21 protein-coding genes and 7 pseudogenes are annotated in these 25,953 nt (G+C 51.8%); 12 read left to right on the top strand and 16 right to left on the bottom strand.

Annotated features, from left to right (window positions below):
* Positions 1–404 precede the first annotated feature (404 nt).
* Positions 405–1,226 (bottom strand): alpha/beta fold hydrolase, encoded by an 822-nt coding sequence (locus K3T83_RS51520; protein ID WP_220210860.1) that lies wholly within the window; start codon positions 1,224–1,226, stop codon positions 405–407.
* A 654-nt stretch (positions 1,227–1,880) separates the two neighbouring features.
* Here K3T83_RS51520 and K3T83_RS51515 point away from each other — a divergent pair.
* The 3 genes and pseudogenes from K3T83_RS51515 to K3T83_RS51505 all read left to right on the top strand — a co-directional run.
* Positions 1,881–2,700: pseudogene (locus K3T83_RS51515) on the top strand (IS6 family transposase).
* A 381-nt stretch (positions 2,701–3,081) separates the two neighbouring features.
* A complete protein-coding gene (locus K3T83_RS51510) occupies positions 3,082–3,558 on the top strand; it encodes a sigma-70 family RNA polymerase sigma factor (RefSeq protein WP_236065281.1) in 477 nt (158 codons plus the stop codon).
* A 161-nt stretch (positions 3,559–3,719) separates the two neighbouring features.
* Positions 3,720–4,061, top strand: a pseudogene (locus K3T83_RS51505) (DDE-type integrase/transposase/recombinase); the annotation flags it as partial.
* A 267-nt stretch (positions 4,062–4,328) separates the two neighbouring features.
* Here K3T83_RS51505 and K3T83_RS51500 read toward each other — a convergent pair.
* The gene (locus K3T83_RS51500) at positions 4,329–4,670 is read right to left on the bottom strand and encodes a cation-transporting P-type ATPase (RefSeq protein ID WP_220211138.1); all 342 of its coding nucleotides are present in this window, start codon (positions 4,668–4,670) and stop codon (positions 4,329–4,331) included.
* A 245-nt stretch (positions 4,671–4,915) separates the two neighbouring features.
* On the opposite strand from K3T83_RS51500, the gene K3T83_RS51495 reads away from it, so the two are divergent.
* Positions 4,916–6,133 carry an IS110 family RNA-guided transposase gene (locus K3T83_RS51495; protein WP_220210859.1) on the top strand — a complete coding sequence of 406 codons (1,218 nt, stop codon included), beginning with the start codon at positions 4,916–4,918 and terminating at the stop codon, positions 6,131–6,133.
* A 316-nt stretch (positions 6,134–6,449) separates the two neighbouring features.
* On the opposite strand, the gene K3T83_RS51490 is transcribed toward K3T83_RS51495, so the two are convergent.
* The 7 genes and pseudogenes from K3T83_RS51490 to K3T83_RS51460 form a co-directional block, all read right to left on the bottom strand.
* Positions 6,450–6,896: a YybH family protein gene (locus K3T83_RS51490; protein ID WP_220210858.1), complete on the bottom strand. Its 447-nt coding sequence runs from the start codon at positions 6,894–6,896 to the stop codon at positions 6,450–6,452.
* 286 nt (positions 6,897–7,182) lie between these two features.
* Entirely contained in the window at positions 7,183–7,659 is a 477-nt protein-coding gene (locus tag K3T83_RS51485; RefSeq protein WP_220210857.1) for a VOC family protein, read from the bottom strand.
* Positions 7,660–7,740: 81 nt separating this feature from the next.
* A complete protein-coding gene (locus K3T83_RS51480) occupies positions 7,741–8,760 on the bottom strand; it encodes an aldo/keto reductase (RefSeq protein WP_220210856.1) in 1,020 nt (339 codons plus the stop codon).
* Between the two features lie 238 nt (positions 8,761–8,998).
* Positions 8,999–12,205, bottom strand: a complete 3,207-nt coding sequence (locus K3T83_RS51475; RefSeq protein ID WP_220210855.1) for a winged helix-turn-helix domain-containing protein — start codon at positions 12,203–12,205, stop codon at positions 8,999–9,001.
* Positions 12,206–12,497: 292 nt separating this feature from the next.
* Positions 12,498–12,893 (bottom strand): MBL fold metallo-hydrolase, encoded by a 396-nt coding sequence (locus tag K3T83_RS51470; RefSeq protein ID WP_236065280.1) that lies wholly within the window; start codon positions 12,891–12,893, stop codon positions 12,498–12,500.
* A gap of 91 nt (positions 12,894–12,984) precedes the next feature.
* Positions 12,985–13,809, bottom strand: a pseudogene (locus K3T83_RS51465) (IS6 family transposase).
* Positions 13,810–13,908: 99 nt separating this feature from the next.
* On the bottom strand, positions 13,909–14,058 hold the full coding sequence (locus K3T83_RS51460; RefSeq protein ID WP_220210854.1) for a hypothetical protein: 150 nt from the start codon (positions 14,056–14,058) through the stop codon (positions 13,909–13,911).
* Between the two features lie 518 nt (positions 14,059–14,576).
* On the opposite strand from K3T83_RS51460, the gene K3T83_RS51455 reads away from it, so the two are divergent.
* Entirely contained in the window at positions 14,577–15,083 is a 507-nt protein-coding gene (locus K3T83_RS51455) for a nuclear transport factor 2 family protein (RefSeq protein WP_220210853.1), read from the top strand.
* Between the two features lie 85 nt (positions 15,084–15,168).
* Here the strand turns inward: K3T83_RS51455 and K3T83_RS51450 are convergent, their stop codons facing one another.
* Positions 15,169–15,399, bottom strand: a complete 231-nt coding sequence (locus K3T83_RS51450; RefSeq protein WP_220210852.1) for a hypothetical protein — start codon at positions 15,397–15,399, stop codon at positions 15,169–15,171.
* Between the two features lie 253 nt (positions 15,400–15,652).
* Here K3T83_RS51450 and K3T83_RS51445 point away from each other — a divergent pair, with 253 nt between their 5' ends.
* Positions 15,653–16,357 (top strand): IS110 family RNA-guided transposase, encoded by a 705-nt coding sequence (locus tag K3T83_RS51445; protein WP_236065279.1) that lies wholly within the window; start codon positions 15,653–15,655, stop codon positions 16,355–16,357.
* A 650-nt stretch (positions 16,358–17,007) separates the two neighbouring features.
* On the opposite strand, the pseudogene K3T83_RS51440 reads toward K3T83_RS51445, so the two are convergent.
* Positions 17,008–17,257, bottom strand: a pseudogene (locus K3T83_RS51440) (transposase domain-containing protein); the annotation flags it as partial.
* A 46-nt stretch (positions 17,258–17,303) separates the two neighbouring features.
* Between K3T83_RS51440 and K3T83_RS58420 the strand changes: the two are divergent.
* Positions 17,304–17,402 (top strand): annotated as a pseudogene (locus tag K3T83_RS58420) (pentapeptide repeat-containing protein); the annotation flags it as partial.
* Between the two features lie 24 nt (positions 17,403–17,426).
* On the opposite strand, the gene K3T83_RS51430 reads toward K3T83_RS58420, so the two are convergent.
* Together K3T83_RS51430 and K3T83_RS51425 are read right to left on the bottom strand one after the other, a co-directional pair.
* The gene (locus K3T83_RS51430) at positions 17,427–18,911 is read right to left on the bottom strand and encodes a sensor histidine kinase (protein WP_220210851.1); all 1,485 of its coding nucleotides are present in this window, start codon (positions 18,909–18,911) and stop codon (positions 17,427–17,429) included.
* Positions 18,908–19,600, bottom strand: a complete 693-nt coding sequence (locus K3T83_RS51425) for a response regulator transcription factor (RefSeq protein ID WP_220210850.1) — start codon at positions 19,598–19,600, stop codon at positions 18,908–18,910. Before K3T83_RS51425 ends, K3T83_RS51430 begins: the two co-directional genes overlap by 4 nt.
* 658 nt (positions 19,601–20,258) lie before the next feature.
* On the opposite strand from K3T83_RS51425, the gene K3T83_RS51420 reads away from it, so the two are divergent.
* The 3 genes and pseudogenes from K3T83_RS51420 to K3T83_RS51410 form a co-directional block, all read left to right on the top strand.
* Positions 20,259–20,648 carry a transposase gene (locus tag K3T83_RS51420; protein ID WP_220210849.1) on the top strand — a complete coding sequence of 130 codons (390 nt, stop codon included), beginning with the start codon at positions 20,259–20,261 and terminating at the stop codon, positions 20,646–20,648.
* Positions 20,649–20,698: 50 nt separating this feature from the next.
* Positions 20,699–21,157 carry a hypothetical protein gene (locus K3T83_RS51415; protein WP_220210848.1) on the top strand — a complete coding sequence of 153 codons (459 nt, stop codon included), beginning with the start codon at positions 20,699–20,701 and terminating at the stop codon, positions 21,155–21,157.
* Between the two features lie 373 nt (positions 21,158–21,530).
* Positions 21,531–21,956: pseudogene (locus K3T83_RS51410) on the top strand (IS6 family transposase); the annotation flags it as partial.
* A 61-nt stretch (positions 21,957–22,017) separates the two neighbouring features.
* Here K3T83_RS51410 and K3T83_RS51405 read toward each other — a convergent pair.
* Positions 22,018–22,838: pseudogene (locus tag K3T83_RS51405) on the bottom strand (IS6 family transposase).
* A gap of 201 nt (positions 22,839–23,039) precedes the next feature.
* Here K3T83_RS51405 and K3T83_RS51400 point away from each other — a divergent pair.
* On the top strand, positions 23,040–23,237 hold the full coding sequence (locus K3T83_RS51400; RefSeq protein WP_220210847.1) for a hypothetical protein: 198 nt from the start codon (positions 23,040–23,042) through the stop codon (positions 23,235–23,237).
* A gap of 148 nt (positions 23,238–23,385) precedes the next feature.
* Here the strand turns inward: K3T83_RS51400 and K3T83_RS51395 are convergent, their stop codons facing one another.
* Entirely contained in the window at positions 23,386–23,592 is a 207-nt protein-coding gene (locus tag K3T83_RS51395; RefSeq protein ID WP_220210846.1) for a hypothetical protein, read from the bottom strand.
* A 282-nt stretch (positions 23,593–23,874) separates the two neighbouring features.
* Here K3T83_RS51395 and K3T83_RS51390 point away from each other — a divergent pair, with 282 nt between their 5' ends.
* Entirely contained in the window at positions 23,875–25,320 is a 1,446-nt protein-coding gene (locus K3T83_RS51390) for a toll/interleukin-1 receptor domain-containing protein (RefSeq protein ID WP_220210845.1), read from the top strand.
* Positions 25,321–25,330: 10 nt separating this feature from the next.
* On the opposite strand, the gene K3T83_RS51385 is transcribed toward K3T83_RS51390, so the two are convergent.
* Positions 25,331–25,615, bottom strand: coding sequence for a hypothetical protein (locus K3T83_RS51385; protein ID WP_220210844.1), 285 nt, complete (start codon positions 25,613–25,615; stop codon positions 25,331–25,333).
* Positions 25,616–25,953: the final 338 nt, after the last annotated feature.

Genomic DNA, 25,953 nt, shown 5'->3' with positions numbered 1-25,953 from the left:
GCACATGGCTCCAGAAGCGGCTCGCAGCACTCATTATCTGTAAATTCGAGCACGAAGCTGAGAGAGCATTTCAGGCTTCACTTGCACTTGTCTACACAAAAAGGGGCATCGCTACGCTGGCTGTCACCAGGGGCAGAGCAGCGGGCATTGACGATATGAGAAGGTATGAAGCGTTTTTCAATTGCTTCCGTCAACTCATAGAGTTCTGATTCGCCCGCAGGAAATGGAACCCGCGCCTTTAAAGGGTGAAATGCGCGAGGGTGCTACCAGGTGCAAAGTGTGTCGTCACTTTGAGCTTTTCACTTTTCTGCTGCGATTTTTCGCCTGTCATTACGGCTTTTGCCCGTAGTCGTCTTCGCAGAAAAGTCTAAACAGTCGAGTTTTGACCTACAGGCATCAGCAGATCAAACATGCTGCAACCATTCACCCACGCTCTCCGCGTATGCCCGTGGCTGATCGAAGCGGATGCAGTGTCCGGTCTCGGGGATATGCAACTCACGGGCGTGGGGCTGGACAGCCAGAACCTGCGTCACCTGCTCCGGCGTGATCATAGCTCCGCGAGCAGGATCGCCTGTCACCAGCAACAAAGGAGAGCGGATGGCAGCCAGGATCTCCAGGGGCGGGCGTTCGCTGACGACGGGCGCGGGGCCGACAGACAGGAGAGCCGCATTGAGTTGCTCCTTTGAAATGGCCCACTGCTCGACTGTCATCTCCGACCAGCCGGTATTCTTCTGACAAGCGGCCTTGCGCTCTTCCAGACTCTGTCCACGTACCTTGAACAACCAACTGAAGCGCTGCTGGGTCTCCTCTGGCGAACTCGTCCGTTGCTCGCGTGGCTGAAACAGCCCTCCGTCCTCCAGCATGACCGCGCTCACCAGCTCGGGCCACATGCTGGCCACTGCCGCCGCCACTCCAGCTCCCATCGAATGACCACCCAACCTGACCGGACCGAGATTCAACGCCCGGAGAAGCGCCGCCACATCCTCCGCCATAGCTCGCTGCCGATAGTTTCCGCTCGCCGAGCCGCTAGAGAGCCCATGCCCCCGCGCATCGGGCAGAATGATATCAAAGTCGCCGTCCCATTCTTGAGCCGCCTCGCTCCAGCACAGCCCATTGTCTGTGAAGCCATGGAGCAAGACCAGCGGCGGCTTCTCTCCCGCTCCTGTGCGGTAATAATGAATACGAACATCGTCGAATTGCAGATCGCCTTGGGACCAGATTGACATAGATCTTCCCTCCTCAAAATGGAATACCTTCATCATATCTTTTGCCGCCCCTCTGTGTCCACCTGATCGCTTCATATCGCCAGGTGCGCCGCGCCCTCTGGGCTCTCGCAACATGAGTTACCCCTCTGTTTCGCCACCAGGACCGGCGCGTTTTGCCTCCCCCAGAAGAAAAGAAGAGGTTTTCTTCTGGGAGGAAATGCGTGAGGCTACCATGAAGTGCAACCCTGCCTTGCTGAACTTCTACTACTGATGGCTTTCACTGAGCCTTTCAAGCCCCATCACTCGCTATCAACTCGCAGCAGAAAACTCGTGGCAGATACTACTTTCTACTGTAGGTCAAAACTCGACTGTTTAGACTTTTCTGCGAAGACGACTCGCGTTTGCTCTCACTCTCTCCTTGAAGCTCAAAGAAGCGAATAACGTTGCTGTGAATGTACAGAAACGGCAAGTACATGCCCGCTTGTAGAGCAGCTTTCTCGGGTGATGGATGATTGATTCCCATGTTTCACGCCGATTTCCTACCATTGACCTTAAAAGCCGTCGAACATTCGCCCAATTTACCAGTTCTGTCAGAACTGAAACAACATCTTGGCACAGAGTCAGACTTCTGTTATCCTTCTCCAGAGAAAAATAGTGAAAGAGAAGCCTCAACCCATGAATTGTCCCTATTGTGCCGTATCCACGACCAAAAAGCGAACGAAGCAAACGGAACTGGGCTATGCGACTTTCTTTTGCTTAGCCTGCCGACGAGCCTTCAACGAACGCGACTTCCACCCCTTTTCACTCCCTTGAGGTTCCCACAGACGTCGTCTTCCTTGTCGTGTTGTGGCGACTCCGTTAGAAGCTGAGCCTTCGTGACATTGCCGAGATGTTTTTAACGCGAGGCTTTGTGTTCACGCATGAGACCGTGCGAGACTGGAAAGCGCGATTTGCTCCGTTGGTAACGGATCAATTACGAGCGAAACGACGTGGGCAGGCGGGAAGTTACTGGCATGTTGATGAGACGTATATGAAAGTGCAAGGGAAGTGGTGTTATCCCTACCGAGCCATAGATAGTGATGGGAACCTTGTTGATTCTCTGTTAAGCCTGAAACGAAACATGGATGCGGCAAAACAATTTTTTGGGCAGGCGCATGAAACAGTTGGGCACAGTCCAAAACAAGTCACGACTGATGGTCACAGATCCTACCCACATGCTATCCGTGAAACGCTTGGCGGTGATATTCACCACCGAACCAACCATTCCCTCAATAATGTATGAGAACAGGATCACCGCGGAATCAAACAGCGCTATTACCCCATGCGCGGTTTCGGAACCTTTGCGTCTGCGTCACGGTTTTGCCGAGCTTTTGAGGAAGTGCGCCAATTCTTTCGATGCCGTACGACCCTGTCCCAGGGTCTTTCTCTCGCGCAACAACGTGATTTGTTTCGACAGCGCTTGAAAAACTTCAACGTTATACTTTTGGGTGCTTAATACAAAGAAACGATAGGCAAGCTGCCAAATTATTTTCTGATTGGCACCTGTGTTCTCAGTTCTGACAGAACCCATCCCCTTTTTCCTGCTTTCTAGTCTACCTGAGTAGTTACTTATCTATAAGACAAACGTAAAGAATTAATAATTTTTGTGGATTGGTTGTGTTATCCCATTTGCTCTTGCTGTTTCACACTTTTTGTGAAATTTCACGTCTATTTGAACGAGCAGGCGGCTTCTGCCTTTCCCTCTTCGCGTGGATCTGCCCTGATCAGATCTATGCTGACACCAGGAGAGAGTTGTCCCAAACCAGACTATTCACTCGTCTTTATTGCGAATGGACGATACTCACCTATCCGATCTTTATGCTGGAAAGGAAAGCGCATGGAATCCTTTGAAACCTATCGGCGCCCTCTCTTTGCTCTTGCTTACCGTATGCTCGGCAGCGCGATGGATGCTGAAGATATGGTGCAGGAGACCTATTTGCGCTATCAATCTGCCAGACCAGAGACCATTCACTCGCTGCAAGCCTATCTCACCTCCATCATCGTCCACTTATGTCTGGATCACCTCAAGCTTGCATACCGAAAGCGAGAAGTGTATGTCGGCCCCTGGCTCCCAGAACCAATTCTCACCGAAGAGACGCCAGACGAAGCTGATCCCGAAACGCGGGTTGAGACAGAAGAGTCGATCTCTCTGGCGTTCCTGATCCTGCTGGAGCAACTCCAACCATTCGAGCGAGCCGTCTTCCTGTTGCGCGAAGTCTTCGCATACGAGTTTGCTGAGATTGCCAGTATGCTGGGCAAGAGTGAAGCGGCCTGTCGTCGTTCCTTCAGCCGAGCAAGGCTGCATCTGCGGTAGTGTTGCAAAAAATTATAAGCTCATCAAAATGATGACTACAATGAAAGCAGGAATAGATATTATCGAAGAAAAAGAGCGCTCTTTTTACATGTTTTATCGACAGAAATTTCTCAAGTATCCATCATTTTGATGAGCTTATAATTTTTTGCAACACTACCTTTCAGATCGTCGGCTCTGCGCCAGAGCGAGTGACCACGGATGGGCACCGTTCTTACCCTCGTGCGATCCGCGAGGTACTTGGCACAGACGTTCTCCATCGATGGAATCAGTATCTCAACAATCACCTGGAACAAAATCATCGTGGCATCAAGCAACGCTATTACCCCATGCGTGGATTTGGGAACTTCCTGGCGGCATCGCGCTTCTGCCGTGCTTTCGATGAAGTGCGTCAGTTTTTCCGGATTCGTACGACCATGAAGCAACCTGCCTCCTTCCAACAACAACGCGAGATGTTTCGCCAGCGATTGGTTGCGTTGCAAACTTTGGTACAGACAGCTTCATAGACAGAAGAGCTTAGAACCAACCAACACATTTTATTTGTTCCTTGCATTCTCAGTTCTGACAGAACCTCAATCACTGGTTTGATGGGGTGTTCCTGCTCGGCAATATTCCCGGCGATGCTGCTCTGCTTGCGATGGTGCAACAAAGCCGAACACCCTGTGTCGCCGTCGTCTCTGGTTCGCAGCTACCTGTACCCCTGGCTGCTGTCGATGAGGTGCAGGGAACATTACTCAGTTTGGAGGGTAGTGTTGCAAAAAATTATAAGCTCATCAAAATGATGGATACTTGAGAAATTTCTGTCGATAAAACATGTAAAAAGAGCGCTCTTTTTCTTCGATAATATCTATTCCTGCTTTCATTGTAGTCATCATTTTGATGAGCTTATAATTTTTTGCAACACTACCGATGAAGCTGGCGATGAGCAGAATTGCTACAAGAGGATTAGTAAACATCTGCAAAAATTGCAGGAGAGCAGGACGCCGTTTCACGTTTGACGGCTCGTTGGGGCCAACTTCATTGAGGCGTTGCTGCGCTTGAACACTGCTTAACCCCTGAGCCGATGTACGAAGGCGCTCGAGTACCTCTGTCGGGGGAAGGGCTTGCTCACTTATCCATTAATATATTCACAGACCCTCTCGACAAAGGGTCAGAGCAAGCGATACACTTGCTCATGTGATCTATCGAACCTACCAGAGAAAGTATCTTTCTCACACGAGGCTCGACCTATTAAGAAAGTCCTCGCTTCTCTGGTGGTGTTCCTGGGTAAACCGATTATTAGGAGATTGTGCCTTGATTGAGCACCACAGGATAAGTACACGTTGCCCCCAGGAACGTTCTTGTTGAGAAGGAGTCGCTCATGTTCTTTGCAGGCATTGATTGGAGTGATACTCACCACGACGCCCTGGTCGTTGATGATGCTGGTCGCCAAGTCCATTCCCCAATCAGGGTTGACCACACGGCTCAAGGGTTGGAGAAGTTGCATGCGTTTCTGGAAGCGATAACAGGTCCAGACGGCAAAGAGAATATGGCTTGTATCGTCGAAACCTCCTATGGACTCCTCATCACATTTTTGCTGGAGCGTGGTTGGCCTGTTTACCCGGTCCATCCAACCACGGTGGATCGTCGGCGAGCTGCCTCCGGTGCCAAGACAGACGCGATAGATGCCTATTTGTTGGCAAAAACTGGACGAGCCGACTTCGTAGAATTGCGCCGCTTGACTCCTGATAGCGACCAAATCGCTGAACTGAAAGCGCTCACCCGTGACCAGGACACGCTGATTCAGATGCAAACACGCTTGGTCAATCAGCTCACCGCATGCTTGAAGGCGTACTACCCTGTCGCAATGACGCTGTTCGCTAAGCTCCAGCAGCGCTCGACGTTGCTCTTTTTGCAAGCCTATCCGACCCCTGAGATCGCGATGGGAGCCTCGCGTGAACAGATTGCCGAAACCCTGAGACAAGCTGGGCATAGGAGTGCTGAGAAAGCGGCCACCAAGATCTTTGAGGCGTTGCACCAGCCCCATTTGAAAGCCTCCGACATCACCACTCGTACCAAGTCGCGCCTGATGTTGGCGTTGGTGGCTCAGCTCTTGCCACTGGTCGAGCAAATTGCTCTGTACGACGAGGAAATTGGCCAGCTTTTTTTGAGTCACGCCGACAGCGAGATCTTCTCTAGTTTGCCTCGTGCAGGCAAACGTCTCGCTCCTCGTCTGTTGGCAGAAATTGGGGATGATCGCAAACGCTACGCCAATGCGACGAGATTGCAAGCGTTGGCAGGCACCTCTCCGGTGATTTTTCAGAGCGGGACCTATACCAGGATTCATCGACGCCATGCCTGTATCAAGCCGCTGCGCAATGCTCTGCATCAATTTGCCTGGCAATCTACCCTCTCCGAACCCTGGGCGCTGGAGTACTATCAGCGCAAGCGCAAGGAAGGGAAAAGTCACAGTGTTGCCGTGCGCGCCCTCTCCAACGTTTGGGTCCGGCTGATCCATGCGATGTGGTTCAAGCAGGAGTGCTACCAGGCGGCTACTTTTGAAACAGCCCGTCTTGAACATGCTCGACGAGCTGCCTGAAGCTCTCATCCTCCTGCACAATTCCGGCGCATCCATTTGAGACGCGAAAAAAACCTTCATTTTTTCGCTTTCCATCTGGCGTGCTTTCTTCAGACCACGCCGCTGAGTGGTGTGGTACGCTTGCTCATGCCTGATTGAAGCGGCTTGCTCTTTCCGATCTTTCACTCAGTTTCTCCTGATGAGCTTTCCCCTCTTGACATAGGAGATCTTATCCAGGTCGTTCAAGCGTTATGACACTGCGGCATCATGCGTTGACCATTCTGGGCACGCTCTCTCATGTTCTCGCAGGCTGCTGCCGAAACATCCCAAGGAATAGCTATGGTTGGAGGTCGAGCACCGCTTTGCCCGTCGCCATGTCGACTGGCACCGAAGCCTGCATATGCACGATCAGCCATTTGCCATCGATCTTTTGGAAGCAGGCAGTCCAACGCACCCAGTTCCCGAACTTCTGCCCATTGGCCATAGTTGCGCTCAGCCGGTTGAAACTGTGGGCGAATGCCACGTCATCGCCCACCATGATGGACAGATCAACAACTTCATAGTTGATCGGACCCGGAAACGACGAGAGCGCCTCTCCCCAATGTTTCCTGTATGTCTCTGCTCCCACATATTGCAGCGGGGGCACGATATCGAACGACACCAGTTCGGGTGCATACATGGACATAACCTCATCGAGGTCCTTCACGCGCAGCGCCTCGACACCCCGCTCGATAACCTTTTTGATTTCGGCTTCATCGTTTTTCTTGTTGTCTTCAACTGTCATAGTTTCCTCCAAAAACGTCACCTGTAAAAAGTGCATCTTGTGATCAATAGAATACCTATCAGGAAACTGCTTGTTTGCGATCTAAATGCGCACAATCCCTTATGTTAGGAACTGGTTCAATGCGCAGAACATGTGCTCCTGGTTTCTGGCGGAAGGCGCATATCCTTCAAGAGGGTCGTACGTCCTCCTCGTCACCCTCCGCCTGGTTTGTTTCGAGTGAGAGCAGCACCAAACTCATCCGGATGAGCTGTAAGAGTACTCCATTCATTGAGATCATAAGAACCTGTTATGCTTGACCACCGAATATACTGGCTGCGATACGTGCAATCTCTTCGGAGGGAACATCTCGTAGATGTTGCGCGAGGTTCCAACGATAGCCAAACGGATCAAGGATTTGCCCATGCAGGTCGCCCCAGAATTGTTCTTGCAATGGCTGTAAGATCACAGCCCCCGCATCTATTGCGCGTTGCCAAAGTGCTTCGACCTTCTTTGTTGTGAGGTGGAGGACAACTGGCGTTCCCCCGATTGATAAGGGCGAGAGAATACCCATATCGGAAAACTCATCAGCCAGCATCACCGCTGAGTTTCCAAACCACAACTCAATTTGCATAAACTTCCCACCCGGAACAGGCACTCGCCCCCGTTCTTCGGCCCCCAGGACCTCTTTATACCATTCAGCGGCTTTCCCTGCGTCTCGTACAACGATATGAGGTGTGAGGATGTCTATCCCTTCGGTAGTGGCTTGTATCTCCGCTTGTGTCACAATCGTGCTCCTTTTTTGCTTCAATATGCTCAATATCTTGTATTACATGTTAAATTGTCATATACTCATCAACAGACCTCCTTATAAGCGCCCATCCACGAGTTGCCCCTTATCTCCATAGATCCAGGGTGCGGTGGCATTGATAAAATTGGTAGGAAAACCAGGGCCAAATTCCGTGGCAGTATCCAGGTGAGTCATCAGTTCGGGGGGAATTTCAACGGTGAGCGCCCCAAGATTCTCCACCAACTGCTCATGTCTGCGTGCTCCAAGAATAGGATGAATGGCGCGTGAACGGCTGCGTATCCAGGCAATAGCTACTTGAGCGGGGGTAACGCCAAGCTGATTTGCCACATCTTGAACCACGCGAACAACGGTATGGCTACGTTCGCTGATCGCAGTGGGTGCTACTCGTGTTCGTCCTTCAACGCGTTCAGCGCGCGTAAATTTCCCTGAAAGCACGCCATCTGCGAGCGGTCCCCAGGTGGCGACACTCATTCCAGATGCCTCAGCCATAGGCAATAACTCGCGCTCGATGTCGCGTTTGAGGAGGTGGTAGGGAACCTGTAAAGCAACAAACGGGCTCCAATCGCGCCATTCGGCAAGTGTGTTGGCACGTGAAACAATCCAGGCTGGCGCGTCCGAGATACCCACGTAGAGGATCTTTCCTGCTCGTACAGCATCATCAAGGGCTCGCAAAGTTTCCTCAATGGGAGTATGATGATCCCAAATATGCACCCAGTAGAGATCAATATAGTTGGTACGTAAGCGCTTCAAGCTGGTCTCAAGGGAGAGCATAAGATTCTTGCGGTGATTGCCAGCGGCATTAGGATCTTCTCGATCGCGTGTCACGGTGTATTTGCTTGCCAGCACGAAGCGATCTCTTCGCCCTTCGAGGAGTTCTCCAACAAAGCGCTCGCTGTCACCGTTTCTATAATTGATGGCGGTATCGATGACGTTGCCGCCAGCCTCAGCGTACGTGTTGAGCATCCGGCGGGATTCCTCCAGTGAGGCACCCGGACCTGATTCCTCGCCAAAGGTCATCGCGCCAAGAAAGACTTCTGAGACGCGCAACCCACTTGTTCCTAACAGTCGGTATCTCATTACAATGGTTTCCTTCTTCTCTCTGCTTCTGGTCATGCACCAGGAATATGCTCTGCTAAGCAGTGAACCATAAGATGTTTACTTTTGTGCTTGCATATGCAGAGTATAGGGAAAAGTTGCGCGCTCGTTGGTAGCCGAAAGCATACCTCTTGGGGTGTAAATGTCCCAAAGGTTGGGGGTGGAAGAATAACACTCCTGAAGAAGTGGAGCAGGAGAAAGGATGCCGATGTTGATTGTGCTAGAGGAGCCTGGAATCGCGAGCACGAGCAATGGCCTGTATGCGATTCTCAGCTCCTAGCTTATTCAGTATATTCGTGACATGCTTCTTCACCGTTGCCAGTGCAATGACAAGCTCGCTGGCAATATCCTGGTTGGTAGCCCCCTGTGCCAGGAGATGTAACACCTCTTGTTCACGTGCGGTGAGAGCGGCAAGGGATGATCTGGAAAATGAGTTAGGAGGTTGGCCCACAGGGATGTGCTGACCGTTCATCTGTTGCTCAAAGGCTGCCAGGAGCGTCTTGAGAGTATCGAGAGGAATCTGGGGGTGTTGCTGCTTCAGTGGCAGCTTAACATCATGCAAAATTTTCTGAAGCACCTGTTGCATAGGGACACCTATATCCAGATAAATGCGGAGGTAGTCTGCTGGCTCGGCCAATTGGAGCAGATGAAGCGCGCACGCTTGGGCTCGCGTAAACTCGCCGGATGTCTGCCACACGAGGACTTGTAGCGCCAAGATATGCATCAGATTCCATATATCCTGGTTTCGCTCCGCATGAAGAAGCAATGAAGTCAGCAGTTCGTGAGCGTCGTTCTCTCTCCCTGCCGCGAGATAGACCTGTATGAGAGGCAGAGTGATAAAATCGATGGACGCCGGATCAGTGTAGAAGGCACGTTTCTGTGGATCAAGGTCGCAGTGAGCCACCCAGTGTTTTGCCGCCTCTGGCTTGCCCTGAGCCAGCCAGAGGCGCATCTGAGCGAACTCTAAGTGCATATGATGCCGTCTCTCCACCCCCTGCTGGCTGAGACGTTGCGCCTCTGTAAGCGCCTTTGCGGCCTCTGCCAGTTTCCCCTCGGCAATGAGAAGCGGAATAAGCTGGCAATAGCTCTCAATTTGTAATTCTCTCTGTTGCCAGGTCTGGGCAAACTGTAATGCAGTCTCCAGATGGCTTTGAGCCTCCACAAGTCGATTCCGTGTCCAATGATATCGAGCCAGATGGAGGTGAACATACCCAAACAGTGACCTTGCTTTTCCCACCTGCTGCAGGTGTTGTAACGCCTGCAGGTCGATGCGATACGCCAGATCTAATTGCCCATTGTGATGATAGGCTCGACTGAGCAGGTACAGACACCAGGCCGCTTCATAGCCCTGCTTCTCTTGCTCTGCTTGCCGCTGCAATTTGGAATAGAGAGGAATGAACGTCATTTGATTGGTCTGTAAGAGAGAGAAGGCAGAGACCGGGAACATTTGCCACACAACGACATCTTCTCTGACAAGCTCCAACATTCTGACAATAAACTCTTGCATGTGGGCGAGCTTCCCCTGGACATAGAGCTCTCTGCTTGCGAGCAAACGATGCAGGAATGCAAGGCGGTTATGGAGCAAGCGATCTTCCTCTGGAGAAAGCATCACATCTTGACGCTCTACAAGTGCTTCAATGCGCTCAGTCATCCGCTCTGCTCTGCTAACCGCCTGCTGCCATTGTTCATCGGAAGCAGAGGAGGCCAGCAAAAAGAGATGGAGAACTGATGTGAGTGCGAGACTGGCATGAGCAAGCAGTACGTCATCGGGCAGTTGCGTCATCCAGGTATATAATGTGATTCCTTTCCCATTGAGCCACATCTGCTCCGAAGACTGCTCCATCAGCGTCGCAGCAAAGATGTAGTCGCTTCCCTTGAGCGCATGGACAACCGCTGTATAGAGATCGCCCTGTTGGGCGTACCATCGAGCCGCACGCTGATGCAAGGTTGATACCATATCGGGGGAGAGCGTGTGCAAGCGCGCCAGAAGCACATCTCGAAAGAGACTATGGAAACGATACCAGCGCTGTTCCTCATCAAGAGAGGTGAGGAAGAGATTGGTTTTCTCCAACGTTGTGAGCATATGCTGGCAAGCGAGTTCGGTCGTGTCTCCAAGGACATGGTGACAGAGCGACGCATGCAGGCGAGTGAGAAGAGCCGTCTTCATGAGAAAATCCTGTACTTCCAGAGGCTGGTGCTGCAAAATCTCTTCTTGTATATACTCCAAAATAAAGCGTTGGTTGCCGTTGAACTGGTGGAGAAACGTCGCGCGATCAGGCCGTGTACGCATAGCGAGTGCCGCCAGTTGTAAACCAGTAACCCAGCCTTCAGAACGGTGTTCGAGGACATCGATCTCCGCATCCGTCAGGGGAAAGAGCGCTGTGTGAGCAAGAAATTGTTCGGTTTCGGTTCGGGTAAAGCGTAAGTCCTGATCTCGTATCTCGATCATCTGTCCTCGCGCGCGCAAACGCGTCAGAGACAGCGGCGGGTCACCGCGCCCAGCCAGAATCACATGAAGATTTGGTGGAAGATGCTCGAGCAAGAACTGAAGTGAATGACTGATAGCGGGATCATCGATGATATGGTAATCATCGAGCACAAGCATCATCTTTTCCCGGCTTATCATCAGATCATTAATTAGTGAGGTCAGAATAACGAGCACGTCTGGTGGCTGAGGAGAGTAGAGCATGGTCAATGCTGTTTCCCCTGGTTCTCTCTGATGCTGTGAGGCGATGCCAGAATGCACACGTAGGGCCGCGATGATATAGGCCCAAAAATGGACCGGATCATTATCCCGTTCATCGAGCGACAGCCATGCGAAGCGGGAAAATAGCGACGGATTCTGAGCCACCCATGCTGCAAGTAATGTCGTTTTGCCAGATCCAGCAGAGGCAGCAACGAGTGTGAGCGGATGTGTGTTAGCTTGTTCCAAGGCGTGAAAGAGGCGCTCACGCGTGACGAGTGTCGCAGGCAAATGAGGTGGTATAAGCTTCGGCAAGAGCAAAACGTCAGGAAACGGTGTAGGGACCGAGAAAAAAGGGGGTGAAACTGCAGGGGGTGCTGGTTGTGCTTTGCTCCCAGTTTCCATGAGAGTGTAGGTCTCCTGGTGGCAAAGCCTGGTGCATGTTTCTTCTACATGGGCGAGTGTCAGCGCTCTGGTGGTCCCAAGGTAGTGTTTCTGTTTACGGCGGTTTCGATAGGCATAGGCATACCAGTATCCATCACCACGTGAGCGGGCTTCTTTCAAGAGAGAGAGATGACCGTGCTGCCCTCGAAAAGCAAAGCTGGTCTGGAGTTTCAACCAGGTCTGCCATGCTTGCTCATCCTCGACACGAAATCGCTGTTGCAGTGTGTCATTCAGAAAAAGCTCATAGACGCGATCCTGGGGAGACCAGGCCAGCACATACGAAGCATGCTTTGGCTGCATACAGGTGTCCTTTGTGTTTGTATTCCCCCAACACCCCCAACAGGAGGAAGTATAACAAAGTCGCCAGAAGCATACAAGCCGCGTGTCGTTCTGCGCGAAGATACACCCTGATTGGCAAGAGAAGGAAGGGGAGCGCATGCATCTTCATTATTTCAATAATTCTGCCGTGAGCATTGGAGAGAGAAGCCTAACATGAGACAATGGTAAAAGCAATTTTCCACACGCGCTTTGTGAACAGTAAAAGACCCTTCGATACCGACATACGAGTACTTCTCAAACTGACTTAGAGCGATTAGGTGTAGTATTCAGGAAGGCACTTCAATTGTTGCCACTGATCACGATCATGTCCATGAACGATCAAGGTCACACGCTCTCTTTCGGCAAGAGCGATCAGCTTGCGCGTACTGGCTCGCACCTCTTCTTCATCCATGTCAAACGGGGTCAGAGGACGGGTGTCTGGGTCCAGACACCCGGCGGACGGAATAGCGTCAATGGCAAGCAGAACTGGGCCAGTTTGTGGTAAGCGTACAAGGACCGACTGATGCCCTGGGGAATGGCCACTGGTTTCAATCAGCTCGATTCCCGGCAGCAACGTTGTATCTCCATCGACCAATTGATACCGCAGTTCTGGAGCATCCCACTGAGAACGAAGCGCTTCCTGACGTGCAATGGTTCCTCCTTTCGCCACAAGATACTGACGGCGCTGGACGACGATGTGGGTTCTGTCAGAATTGAAAGCACAAAAGCTCAGGGCTCATCTGAGATAGTGCGTCCTTGCGCTAGAGAGCTACTTGTATTGATGCCTTTAAAGCTGCAAGCTGGTCAAGGAAAGCTTGTCGTTGCTCTAAACGTGAGGACGGATCTCCCTTGCTGGAGTGAGGACGGAGAGAGTTCCGTAATTCATCGAAGGCAGAGCAGAAGCGGGCTGCTGAGTCGCGCGTTTCCAAAGCCATGCATGGGATAATACCGTTGCTTGATCCCTCGATGGTTTTGCTCCAGGCGATTGTTTAGGTATTTGCTGGTTCGATGTTGCACATGCTCGCCCAGCGTTTCACGCACTGCTCGTGGTGAGGTGCTATGACCATCAGTTGTCACGAGTTCGGGTGCGTGACCAACTACGGCACGCGCTTGTTTGAAAAACTGTTTGGCTGCTTCCATATCGCGTTTTTCACTCAGTCGTGAATCTATCAGGTTGCCATCGGAATCTATGGCCCGATAGAGATAGCACCACTTTCCTTTGACCTTGACATACGTGCGCATCCACGTACCACGGCTGCCCAGCTTGTCCGCGTCGTTTGGCCCGCAATTGCTCGGTCATGAGCGGAGCAAAGCGCCTTTCCCACTCGCCGTCCTGCCTCATAAGTGAACGTTACACCCCTCTCCAGAAACATTTCAGCGAGATCTCGCAGGCTCAACTTGTACCGGAGACGCCACAGAACAACCAGGAGGATGATATCGGTGGGATATTCCAGAAAGTTGAATGGCGTTCCTGTGCGTTCATTGAACGTTTGCCTACAATCGAAGCAACGGAACGTCCGAGAGCCGAGCGCTGTTTTCCTGGTCTGTTCCTTGGTGATGTCGGAAGCGCAGTGTGGGCAATTCATAGGTCACTCCTCATCAGACGGTTACATCTCACCAGCATACTCCATAAGTGGCCTTTCTGCCAAATTACCTTCTGAGTTCTGACAGAACCCTTACGGGCGTCACATCCCGACGTGGGTACATGCTTGCTGCACTACCCATTCTCGCAGGGCGAGCAGATCTGCTGTCTCATGGCGGAACGTGCGGATCTCTTTGCTGCGCCGCCCTGCCTCTACAATACTGAGACAAACCACCAGGAAGCGTTGATGCACATCAATGCCTGCACACCGTTCGTAACATCACCTGCATGTGCTCTCCTCCTTCTCGTGCTTCTTTCACCTTGATACGGCAACTCCCAGGCGGTGTCTGTTGTGTTCAATATCTTCTTCGTGCTCTCACATGCAGCCTTGAACTGGTAAGGCAACAGGGAGTGGTTCGTCCAGGCACCTGAGTACAATTTCTTTCTGCACGCTCCAGGGCAGTATACTGTTGGTCGTCTTCTCTCTGGGAGGGTGCCACCTTTCAGTATATGCTTTTTCATTGGGAGCGGTGCGCTCGAAGAGCGCATGGCATTTCTTCTGACCAAGTGAGTACTGACCGAATCTTCTGCTCTGGCGTGCTCTGGTCATGCGGCGTGGTGCGAGAGCCTCGCATGATGTTTCGAATTGACGTTAAATTAAAGGCAAATTGTGTCCTGTATTAACAATCTGTGAAAATACTTGTCAGAACCATCATAAGTTGGCATGGTAGAATACAGGAGCATCCATCTCTTCTCTGAAAGGAACGCTCCATGAACCAGGAACCCTCTGAGGCGACGCTGCGCTTGCTCTTAGATCGGGCATGCATCGCAGATGTCGTCACACGTTTTATCACTTCAGTCGATCTGGGGAAGTGGCAAGATCTCCGTGCTTGCTTTACCGAGGAAATTGACCTGGATTATACCTCATTGCATGGAGGTGAGCCTGAGCATCTCCCAATAGATCAGGTGATTGCACGGTGGCGTAAAGTGAGTACATCTCATGCATTCCGACATCTTTTGACCAATCAGGAAATCGTGCTCCAGAGAGATGAGGCCACCTATACAGCATATATGCAGGCGCACCATTTTCTCCCCGAGAGTGGAGAAGTCACCTGGACACTGGGAGGCAGATATACCATCACATTGGCCCGCAACGAACAAGGATGGAAGATTCGCAGTGTGACCTTTTTTGCTGAGTGGGTCACTGGAAATCAAGAGGTGATTGCACGCTCCCAGAAGCGCTTTGCCCAGCCACAGCAACAAGAAAGCGACGAATAACACTAGTCGAACAAAGTAAGGCTCTGGAAAGTCATGTATTCTCCAGGGTCTTCTTTATAGACTCAATGCAGCAGCAAGGAGAACATTATTTCCCAAAGAGCCGTTGCACCATTGTAGCGACAAAGACCACCTCGATAACCAATCCAAATACAGCCTCCACGACGGTCAAGAGGATAAAGCTCACTGGATGAGCCAGCGCTGTAATCATGGGAGACGCACCACGTCCATGAAAGACATTGACACTCTCGCCCAGCGCAGCCCACCAGGGTAACTGCGTTGGATCGCTCCACCAATAGAACAGAGTAACATGACTCATCTCGAATTTGAAACGTCATGCGCTACAAGCGCACCACTCCTGATGAAAACGGATAGAATCGAAGAAGCAACTACCTGGAGAGAAGACGATCAGCGGCATACGCAGAGAAGCGTGTGTTTGAAACTGTGCTCAGGTGTTTGGACGAACCACTCCTTGTGGCCTCCGCTGCTCCAACAGTGTGAGAGCCCGAAGAAGATACTGAACATGCAGACACCCACCAGATGGTTGCTGAAGACAGAAAGGAGTCATCATCATGGAAGTAGTCTATCAACGGTGCGTCGGCGTGGATGTGCATCAGCGCTTTCTCGTGGTGTGCCTGAGTATCGTGGAAGCAGGCCAACGACGCAAGGAGATTCGCCGTTTCCGCAACGAGACGGCAGATCTCTTGGCGTTACGTGCCTGGTTGCTGCAAGAGCAGTGCTGCGCAGTCGGCATGGAAAGCACCGGAGTCTATTGGATGCCGGTCTACCGGCGCTTGGAAGGTTTTTTCGAATTGATTGTCGCTAACGCGCAACACATCAAGGCGGTCCCTGGTCGGAAAACTGATGTGCAGGATGCCGACTGGATCGCTGATTTGTTGCAGCATGGCCTGCTTACTGCCAGCTTTGTTCCCAGTCAAGAACAACAAGATCTGCGAGATCTGACTCGATTGCGTGTCAGCCTAGTTCAGGAGCGAACCCGGCTCATCAATCGCGTCCACAAAGTGCTTGACGCAGCTGGATGTCAACTCTCGGCAGTGGTGAGCAGGGCTTTCCAATTCTCCCATCTAGCGGGAGTGCAGAGGGCGGCAGCCCTTTGCCGGGGTGCGGGGTGTCCCCGCAAAAAACCTTTTTTCTTCTCTTTTGCGCGCCGCCTGCGGCGGCGCGCGAAGGAGGGAAGGAAACTGGGGACACCCCAGACCCCGGCAGGGAGACCCTGCACCCCTTTGAGCGGAGAACTGGAAAGCCCTGAGTGGTGAGTGACATCCTTGGCCTCTCAGAGAAACGGATCTTACAAGCCCTCTGTGCGGGAGAAAACGACCCAGTTTGCTTGGCTCGACTTATGCACCCAGGAGTGAAGGCCACACAGGAGCAAGCCATTGCGGCCCTGACAGCAGGGATGCGAGAGCACCATCGTTTTTTGCCTATCAAGTATACATGACTGAAAGTTCTACCAAACACGAGGGAGTTCGCGCCACGACGGAAGATGCTCACCAGCAGGCATAGATCTACTTGCTGACGCGCAGGGCGATGACCGCCGTGGCATTCTTGTGCTTCCAACTCCTTCAATCAGACTAAAACCCCCTTTAGCTGGTCAAAACCTGTCGCAGCTGACCAGCGACCTGCGGGAAGTCCTCGAAAACGAACCTTAAAAGGCAATGGGGGCCAAGTGTTCATCCATCTGGCTCCTTGCCCGTTGGCTATGTGTGATGAGCAGATGAACGAGAATCCCATACATCTGGACCCGGCCAATGGGAGGAGAAGCCAAATGAAGTGCCGTGCGACATGCGACAAACGCGTATGATCGTTCATCTTCTCCCCGTCAGTCTACAAGCAGGTGAGGGAACACGGCCCAAGAACATCATCGCTTGCTTCCTTCACTTCTGGCACGAGCACTTCGACCAGGATTGATGGAGGTCTCGTCAACTCTCCAAGAGTCGTTGCCCCCTTCCAGATGAGACCGACAGCGTTTTTTCCAGTTCCGGGGCATAGTGCTGCACCCAACGGTAGATAGTGCTATGATCAACACTCAAGCCCAGCTCGATCATGATTTCTTCCAGGTCTCGATAGCTCAAGGAATAGCGTCAATACCAACGCACGCAGAGTACAATGATCTCGGCTTGGAAGTGACGCCATTTAAAAAGACTCTGGTTCATCATGAAGGAAACTCCTCTGCTCATCTTGTAGAGAAGCAGAACTTACCAGATGGTTAGCTTTTTTGCAACACAGCCTCTTCGAGGAACCGACCTCCAAGATGCAGCTTTCAGTGGAGCCATTCTCAGCCTCGTCAATCTCAGCCATGCCAATCTCAGAAGATCGGAAAAGGAGTCATCCTGCATGAGTGGTTGTGGACAAATGAATGATAAAGGTTGTTCCCTCTCCTACAGTGCTAGTTACGTCGATGCGGCCACCCAACAGCGTCACGATATTATGGCAGACGGCGAGGCCAAGCCCAACACCAGCGGACCCCTTTATTTTTTCGCGCGGCTGGTTGCCCTCATGGATGCGGTAGAAGCGTTCCCAGATGTGGGAAAGAGCGTCAGCGGGAATCCCTTTGCCTGTATCGACGACCATCAGGCAGACCTCTCTGTGTCCGGTCGTCGCCTTGATGGTGATGGTGCCTCCAGGGGGCGTATAGCGCAGGGCGTTTGTAATCAGATTGACTAGCACTTGTTCCAGTCGTGAACCATCGGTTGTTATGGTGGGCAGGTTTGGAACAAGGTCGAGATGTATCTGCATATTGTTCTGTTGAGCATAGGGGAGGAAGCGGTCGTGGAGAGCAGTGAGCAACTCTGCGATGGGAACCGACTCCAAGTAGATTGTACTTTGTCCCGTTTCCAGCATGGCAAGATCGAGCAGGTCGCCACTCAGTCGTCCCAGTCGCGTGGCTTCAGCGCTGATCGTGCGCAGGACGCGGAGACGCTGAGCGTTGTCGTTGATGATGCCATCGAGTAATGCTTCGGCATAGCCTCGAATGAGGCTGAGGGGGGCGGCGAGTTCGTGTGAGACGTTTGCAATCAGGTCGCGTTCGGCCTGCTGCTGCTCAAGGGCGGTATCCACCATATGATTAAACGAGAGGCTTAATGTATGCAGTTCGTAGGGGCCAGCGGGGGTTACGCGCCGTTGATATTCTCCTTTTGCAATTGCCTGGGCAGTGAGCGTCATAGTGTGCAGAGGATGCGCGAGCCTTTGAGCGGCGATTACTGCCCCAAAGAAAACCAGGACAACGGCGATGCCAGCGGCAAACATGACGAGGCCAAGCGAGCGTCGCCAATTCGTCGTAGCGAGCGATTGATTTTCACCGAGCAGCAGTTCGCCAACAATCGTATGTGGCTGGTTCGCATCTCTGGCAGTGGTCAGAGGCGTATCGGTAATCAGCTGATCGTTCAGCCAGGTCCACGACTGGTTGGAAGAGCCGGGATGGGCGAGATCAGAGCGGGCATGCTCTAGCAGCGTTGGGAGCTGGTTCTGAGCCAGTTGAGGAGAGGCGTAGACGAGGTTGCCGTGTTCATCGAGCAACAGGGCGTAACGGTGGGGAGAATCAGCCAGCGCTGCCTCTAACAGGCTGGTGCGCGTTTGAGGCGTAGTATGGAGCAAAAAGGCTGCGTCTTCTCCGCAGCACTGACTGAGCGCCTGGGTCTGCATTATCATCTGGTTGCCCTGTCGCTCGACGAAATACTCTTTCAGGAGAGCGCCCACCAGCACAGCATTGAGCGCGATGGCGATGAAGCCAATAACGGCGAAGGTAATAGCGATCTGAGTGTACAGACGCTGGGGTTGCCGCTTCCGTGGACTACTGTTCTGACGTTTCATACTTCATCACCTATCAATTTATAGCCGATGCCCCAGACTGTTTTGAGCAAAGAACCTGCCGGGCCAAGTGCTTCGCGTACACGACGCACGTGGGTATCAACCGTGCGTTCGTCGCCCGCAAAATCGTAGCCCCACACATGATCGAGCAGATCTGCACGCGAACAGACGACGTTTGGATGCAACGCTAGATAGAGCAGCAGATCAAACTCACGTTCTCGCAAGGCAACGTTTTTGTTCCTAACAAAGACGATGCGTTGAGCAGGATCTATCTTGAGGAAGCCTGTTTCGATGATGCGTGTGACTGTAGGATGATTGCGTCGAAGGACAGCGCCGATCCGCGCCACTAACTCACGTGGAGAGAATGGCTTGGTGACATAATCATCGGCTCCCTCCGCAAAACCGCGCAAACGGTCATCTTCCGTACCCCGCCCTGTCACCATGATGATAGGGGCGCTGATAGAGGCTCGTAGGACGCGGCAGATCTCCCACCCCGACCGTAGGGGAAGCATCAGATCGAGTAGGATGAGATGAGGATGAATGCGTTGCGTGCAGGCGATTCCCTCCTCGCCGGTCTCGGCATGCTCAACAGTGTAACCTGCATGTTCCAGATACGTTCGTACGAGGCGTGCCATCTCACGGTCATCTTCAATGATGAGAATGGTTCTGCCGCGCCCCACCTGTTCTGTCATTGATCTTCCAGTGCCTCGATTCACAGCGATAAACATGGCCCCAACGGGCGAGAGCATCCAAATCTATGATCCTGCTTTCCATTATAGCCGATCAGATCGACAAGATGTGGCAGATGTGTGAACTCGCTCTATTTTTGCTCGCGTCATACTTCTGTCACATCTTCCATCCCTTTTCGTTTTACACTCTCTTTCACAAGAACAGGCATTGTGTCTGAGATCAATTACTCTTGAAACGGAAAGGGATATTCATTATGGCAAGTTTCTCTGGAGTTGCCGATACGCTTCCTGTGCAAAGCCTGCCTGGTTGTGTTGCAAGATGAGAGGCAGTGAGTTTCTTGAAGGGAATGAGTGGATCACCTACGTTGTGCTCGTACGTACTCAAGCGACGGAATGCAGGATAACCTAAAAGGGGAGACCCTCATGGTTACGGAGCTTGGATAGTACTCGTCGGAGTCACGCCCGACCAGGGAGGCTAGGAGAGCTGGTCACAGGGGGAAGCCAAGCAGGTGCTGAGAATCTTCCTCTCAGAGAGGTGCGCGAGATGCGCTGTTGCCAGAACTGAAGGAAGACTCGCTGGAAACAGAGAAGCACTGGAGAGCGCCGTGCCTGGAAACTCGCATGCGGCGTTCGGAGGAGGGCCGGGGGAAAAGGGCTGCTTATGCAGTACCTCGCCTGCGGCCTATCCTACGGTCCGGGCAACCGACAAAGCGGAGGCAAGCGGCTGAGCGGAGCGATCCGAAAAGGGAATCCGTATGTACGAGCCGTCCTCTCAGAAGTGGCCTGGGCGATTTCTCACACGAAAAACAACTATCTGTGTGAGCAGTATCACCGATTTGCTCGTCGCCTCGGCAAAAAACGAGCGATTGTCGCTCTCTCTCACAGCGTGCTGGTGATTATCTACCACGTTTTACGCACGAAAAAACCGTACACAGACTTGGGAGTTGATTACTTTGACAAGTTGGATACCAGTCGGGTCCAACAGCATCATATCCGTCGTCTGGAGCGGCTGGGCTATAGCGTGACCCTGACTCCCAAGGAGGTCGCCTAGCCCCACCCCAGAAGATGGATTCTCATTTTCGTAGGAAGGTATAAAGAACAATGGAACTGTCAATAGCTTCTTTTACGCTTTTGCTCAAGCAAAGATATCGAGTGGTTTTGGTAGCACTGCTTCTTGCAACGGGACTGGTTTTTGCAGGGTTTTCTCCTGTGCCCGCGGCGCATGCCGCTCCCACTCAACCGATGGATTGCACAGCGGGCCAGACCTGTCATGGATGCCCGCCAGGCTACGTCTGCATCTACCCGGAGGGCTCAACCAATGGCGTGAACGACACGACCCCGACGCAGAAGTACTACTATTATGGGGTCTACCAGCTCTCGAACCAGTACGGCCAACACGAAATCATCAACAACCAGGTCGATAAAGCATGGGCGTCTCTCTGCACTGACTGGCAGGGAGCTACCTGTCACCAGATGCTTGCCCCCCTCACTCTTGGGACGTATAACTTAACTCCGATCAACTCCATCAAAGTCAAACCCACCGCCGCAGGAGTATGGTAGTATCTCAATGTGTGCGGAATTCGGCTTTGGCCGAGCTCAATTTTTGGGAATTTCCACACCATTCGCCATACCGCCTTATCGAGCGCCCGGATCTTACGGGCGCTCTCATTGAGAGACGGAAAGAGTGTTGACACGAGGTCTCCACCGGGAAAGGATTGCAGGATGATCTTCTCTTCCTCACCACTTCTCCAATCGACAGAGGTCCGACACACCAGTCGACGCTCACCCCTTCTGCTACTCCATGCATTTTTGCTGCTCTCGCTCATGCTGATCTCCTGGGTTCTGTCAGAACTCAAACCACAGCTTGGCTTAGAGATCACGCTTCTGTTATGCTAACGCCAGCAAGAATATTGAAAACGAGGAGCGTTGGCCAATGAATTGCCCCCGTTGCGCTGCCACTACCACCAAGCAACGAGTAAAGAAAACCAAACTCGGATATGCGATCTTCTTCTGCCCCCAATGCCAATCTACGTTTAACGAGCGAACAGGCAGCCCTTTCAACTATCTTGAAGTTCCTACCGATATTGTCCTGCTCGCCGTCGTGTGGCGGCTGCGCTATAAATTGAGCTTGCGTGACATAGCCGAAATGTTTTTAGAGAGAGGCTTTGCCTTCACATATGAGACAGTTCGAGACTGGGAAGTTCGTTTTGCTCCGTTACTAGCAGAACACCTGCGTGTCAATCGATGCGGACAAGCCGGGAAATCGTGGTATGTTGACGAAACATACATCAAAGTACATGGAAAATGGTGTTATCTCTATCGGGCTATTGATGCTGATGGTAACCTGGTGAATTCACGGAAGTGTCAGAACTGAGAACATGAAAACTCAGTTGGTATTCCTTTCATCAATGTCTCAAGGTTTAAGCAGTGAGGAACGTTTCCTGTAAGGCTTCCAGGCGTTGGCGGAATATCCGACGTTGCTCCACCAGGGACACCGATTGTTTCATCGTGGTGCGTACCCGGAAGAACTGGCGAACGCGCATCAAATGCGCGACAGAAGTGTGACGCTGATGCGAAACTTCCAAACCCGCGCAGGGGATAATACCGTTGTTTGATTCCACGGTGGTCTTGTTCGATGCGATTATTGAGGTAGGCATTGGTCCGATGCACCACATTATTGCCGATCATCTCGCGAATGGCACGTGGATAGGAGTCATGTCCATCGGTAGTCACACGATCCGGGGCATGTCCAACCACGGCAACTGCTTGGCTGAAGAACCGCTTTGCTGCCTCCATATCCCGTTTCTCGCGGAGCGCGTGAATCGACCAGGTTCCCATCTCGGTCAATCGCTCGATACAGGTAGCACCATTTTCCACGAACCTTCACATAGGTTTCATCGACGTACCACGATGTTCCGGCTTGTCCGCATCGATTGACACGCAGGTGTTCTGCTAGTAACGGAGCAAAACGCGCTTCCCAGTCTCGAACAGCTTCGTGTGTAAACACAATGCCGCGTTCTAAAAACATTTCCGCGAGATCACGCAAGCTCAACTTATAGCGCAGCCGCCAGAGGACAACGAGAAAGGCAATATCAGTAGGGTATTCGAGATAATTGAAGGGTGTGCCAGTCCGCTCGTTGAAGGTGCATCGGCACGCTGCACATCGGAACGTTCGATAGCCGAGCACGGTAGCCTTGTGCTGTTCTTTCGTGGCAGAAGATGCGCAGTGTGGGCAGTTCATGGTTCCCTCCTCATAATGGTGTGTTCATGTTCTCGATGCTCATCAGTGTACCACAAGAGCGATTTCTCCTTTCATTGTTCTCAGTTCTGACGCTTCCACAGAAACTCCGTCCAGCAGATCCAGTGGTGACTCATGCTCTCCTCCCCCTCGCTTTCCGTTCCACTCTTTCGACTTTTGTACAAAAAAGCAACGCCTCCACTCTTGAGAGGCTTGATCCTTTTTATTCGTCCTGGCTCTCACCACCCTCCATTCAATCCAGCCGACGCTCCAACCCTCTCCACACGCCGCTCTATCCGTTCCAGCGCGGGAGCAACGCATCGTCTCCGTCATCTTGCGTTGCTTGAAGATCAGATGCAGCGCTTCCACCTCGATCTCCAGATCGCGCGATCCGTTGCCTGAGCGCCTGCTCAGTCAGGCTGTACTTGAGCAGAGTGTTCCTGTTCCTCTTCTCATGCCTCCTTCAACTCCCCATTCGTACCCCTCATCCAATCGGCCGCCATTCTCTCGCCGCCTCATGCTCCACAATGAATCGCACCGCCTCTCTTATCTATGGCACCATCCCCTGCGCCTGTTGCTCCACCGTCAGGTCGCGCCCTTTCCCTCGTAGGGAACGTACCATCTGCATCGCTGTCACATCTACCACCAGCGGCATCATCTCCTCTTGCCGCGCCATCTCCAGCAACGTAGAGAGATTCTCAGGCACCTGCCCATGCTCCCGATAATAGCCCCACAGCCAGTCCCGTAGTTGCGACATCTCCCTCTCTCCTCTCTTTATCGAAAAGAAAGACACACACCATCACCTTACTGCATGAGTGCAACACTACTCCCTCATATTCGCTTGACACCTTGGAGCGATGAATCTAGCTTTCACCAGAATCGTTATCCAATTTCATCTTGAAATCGGCTTAAACAGTCAAAATACTCGTTCTCTCATTCTTTGCTATCGCTGCTATTGAGGCTTTGCATGAGATATGGTATGCTCTCATAAAAGAAATCATTTTATATCTTCGTAAACGGCAAACGAGAAGGATGTCACATGATTATTGGGAAAAATGCAACTATTGCTGTTCTTGCTAAACATGTTCAGCTAAGAAAGCTGTATCAATCTCCTTCTGTGCTTCTTCTCGGGAGCAGAGCCGGCCAACTCTTCCGAAGTCCTTTTCTCTACAATACTCTCCTCGGACAGAGCCCAAAACACGTTACTGATTCTAGAAGAATAGAGCAATTTCAGCAATGCTATCAGGTTCTCACAAGCAATTCGCGAAACGAAACGGAACTACACACTCTTCTGCAATGCTCCCTCAAAGAGGCTACCATATCGCCTGCTGATACATCTCTGGCAGCATTAATAAAACAGGGGTATTTTACAACGATTGTTTCAACAAATATTGACAATCTCGTAGAATCTGCTCTAAAACGGTCTGGAACACATAGGTATACGGTCAATACTCTCGATGGAGAGTTCTCCTCAGAAATCCATATTTACAAACAGCCGAATCAATTTCTCTCGCAAACTTTTCATATTGACACAGAAAACCCCACCGTAGCACACCTCAGAAATTATATTCACTCTGTACTTACACGCCATGCTATAGTCATCGTTGGCTATGATCCTCTTTGGGATCAAGAGCTTGATCCATTACTCTCAACTCATAAAGGACCACTCTGGTTCGTCAACGAAGAAGAGGTGCATGCATATCTTTTCTCCGATTCCCCTATTCAGGAAATACAAACTATCACAGGAGAAATGGGCAGTTATGTTCATATCATGCGTCTGCTCGATCTACATCTTCTGAGCGGCCTTCCGCTATATTGGCACACAAGCGCTCTATCCAATGCATTCCAGAGCTTGCGCCATTCCATCGAAACGATATGGGATCAGAATATTACTGCTCAACAGACGATCTCGTCGCTCCCACAACAGGTGCCTCTTTCAGCGTTTGCTCAATCAGAAATCACAACTCAACCTGAAGCAACCTCTGTTGAGACGGATAGTGGGGAGAAAAACAAGGTATTTATTTGCTACAGCCATGAAGATAGGAAATATCTTCACCGACTGAAAACACATCTCGATAGCCTTCAGGGAAACAATCATATCATCTACTGGGATCATACCAAGATTCAGGCTGGAGCATTCTGGCAACAAGAAGTCGCCTCCGCTTTGCAAGATACAAGAGTTGCAGTGCTGCTCGTCAGTCCAGATCTCTTAACCTCTCCGTTCATTCTTAAAAATGAACTCCCTCCTCTCTTGCGTGCAGCAGTGTCCTGGGGGACTATTATTTTACCTGTTATCATTAGCCCTTGTCTCTTCGAGGAATCGCTTCTGGGGCAATTTCAACCAGTGAACTCTCCAGACAAACCGTTAGACCGATTAACCAAAAGTGCGAGAGATGTCGTATGGGTTCATCTTGTCCGCTTCATTCTTAAAAGTATTTCTCCCCTGGGCTGCCCCCCGTTGGTATCCTATACAAAGGATGCATAAAGCCAGCCTTCTATTCTCTCAACAGCGATACCCACAGCACCGCTCCAGGAACCATCAACAGACTCGCGGCCAGGACACCATCAATGAACGCTCTTCCTATTGGCTCGACCAAGAGCGCCGCTCCAGCAATAGCTTCTTCTCTACAGAGCGATCCTCCACGCCGAGACTCGCACGCTTCGGCGAGGCCAAGCCCACCAACGCTGGTTGATTCACCATCTGGATGACGCGGCATTGGCTGAGCGTGTGGGCAGCCCAGTTGCGCGTCTGGCGCGCTTGAAGCTCTGTTCCCATCCACGTCTCACGCATTGGCAACAGGATGTGGAGACCATCGCTTCCTACGTCCCTTGTGATGCTGCCGCACTCTCTGAAATACTCCATGAACAGTAGACATGAGGGTGCACGCCCAATGAAACCCGGGAGCATCCAGGCACCACATCGATACCATCTCAACCTGGATGCTCCCTGTCCTTCCCTGTGAATAGAGCTTCGTTCCCATTGACATTGCCCAGAAAACGCCAAACGAGGCCACCATTGCATTCTGCATGCCAGCATGTGAGGAAGAGACCGACCCCGCACCTTCGGCGACATATGAGCAGTACACCTTCCCTCCTCCTGCCGATAGCAATGATGAGA

It is taken from the genome of Reticulibacter mediterranei (assembly GCF_016587455.1).
This window is presented reverse-complemented; position numbering and strand designations above follow the sequence as displayed.

What these genes read in the sequence shown, in the direction of transcription:
- K3T83_RS51450 (WP_220210852.1), bottom strand. Translation starts at nt 15,399, where the DNA reads ATGAGTCATGTTACTCTGTTCTATTGGTGGAGCGATCCAACGCAGTTA.
- K3T83_RS51480 (WP_220210856.1), bottom strand. Translation starts at nt 8,760, where the DNA reads ATGAGATACCGACTGTTAGGAACAAGTGGGTTGCGCGTCTCAGAAGTC.
- K3T83_RS51520 (WP_220210860.1), bottom strand. Translation starts at nt 1,226, where the DNA reads ATGTCAATCTGGTCCCAAGGCGATCTGCAATTCGACGATGTTCGTATT.
- K3T83_RS51390 (WP_220210845.1), top strand. Translation starts at nt 23,875, where the DNA reads ATGATTATTGGGAAAAATGCAACTATTGCTGTTCTTGCTAAACATGTT.
- K3T83_RS51430 (WP_220210851.1), bottom strand. Translation starts at nt 18,911, where the DNA reads ATGAAACGTCAGAACAGTAGTCCACGGAAGCGGCAACCCCAGCGTCTG.
- K3T83_RS51495 (WP_220210859.1), top strand. Translation starts at nt 4,916, where the DNA reads ATGTTCTTTGCAGGCATTGATTGGAGTGATACTCACCACGACGCCCTG.
- K3T83_RS51445 (WP_236065279.1), top strand. Translation starts at nt 15,653, where the DNA reads ATGGAAGTAGTCTATCAACGGTGCGTCGGCGTGGATGTGCATCAGCGC.
- K3T83_RS51510 (WP_236065281.1), top strand. Translation starts at nt 3,082, where the DNA reads ATGGAATCCTTTGAAACCTATCGGCGCCCTCTCTTTGCTCTTGCTTAC.
- K3T83_RS51415 (WP_220210848.1), top strand. Translation starts at nt 20,699, where the DNA reads ATGGAACTGTCAATAGCTTCTTTTACGCTTTTGCTCAAGCAAAGATAT.
- K3T83_RS51475 (WP_220210855.1), bottom strand. Translation starts at nt 12,205, where the DNA reads ATGCAGCCAAAGCATGCTTCGTATGTGCTGGCCTGGTCTCCCCAGGAT.
- K3T83_RS51490 (WP_220210858.1), bottom strand. Translation starts at nt 6,896, where the DNA reads ATGACAGTTGAAGACAACAAGAAAAACGATGAAGCCGAAATCAAAAAG.
- K3T83_RS51425 (WP_220210850.1), bottom strand. Translation starts at nt 19,600, where the DNA reads ATGACAGAACAGGTGGGGCGCGGCAGAACCATTCTCATCATTGAAGAT.
- K3T83_RS51395 (WP_220210846.1), bottom strand. Translation starts at nt 23,592, where the DNA reads ATGTCGCAACTACGGGACTGGCTGTGGGGCTATTATCGGGAGCATGGG.
- K3T83_RS51420 (WP_220210849.1), top strand. Translation starts at nt 20,259, where the DNA reads ATGCAGTACCTCGCCTGCGGCCTATCCTACGGTCCGGGCAACCGACAA.
- K3T83_RS51455 (WP_220210853.1), top strand. Translation starts at nt 14,577, where the DNA reads ATGAACCAGGAACCCTCTGAGGCGACGCTGCGCTTGCTCTTAGATCGG.